The sequence below is a fragment of the Staphylococcus pasteuri genome (genome assembly GCF_030547725.1).
GTDB classification, from domain to species: Bacteria; Bacillota; Bacilli; order Staphylococcales; family Staphylococcaceae; genus Staphylococcus; species Staphylococcus pasteuri.
Map to the genome: position 1 here is coordinate 1 of NZ_JAUOQO010000508.1, position 259 is coordinate 259.

A 259-nucleotide genomic window follows, 5' to 3' on the forward strand; every position below is an offset into this window, starting at 1 on the left:
GTATAGACGGTGAGTTACAGTTAAATCATCTTACCTTATCGCCGTTACTGCCTTTTGTTAATGTGTTAGATGAGCTGGATGGTGACATCAATGGTTTGGTAAAGGTATCGGGTAAGCTAAAGTCACCGGTATTGCTCGGCGAAGTTAAATTGGAAAATGGTTTGGTATCGGGTCCTGATGTGCCCCTTACGATAGAGCAACTGCACACAGAGCTGAGTTTCGATAACCAATTAGCGCGTTTAAACGGTGGCTTTAATAG

The 259-nt window shown here is 43.2% G+C and carries 1 protein-coding gene; it reads left to right on the plus strand.

All coding sequences use genetic code 11. The features are described from left to right. Positions 1 to 62 precede the first annotated feature (62 nt). Positions 63 to 259 (plus strand): hypothetical protein (locus Q4528_RS14530; RefSeq protein WP_303522353.1); only part of this gene is annotated, 197 nt, incomplete at its 3' end.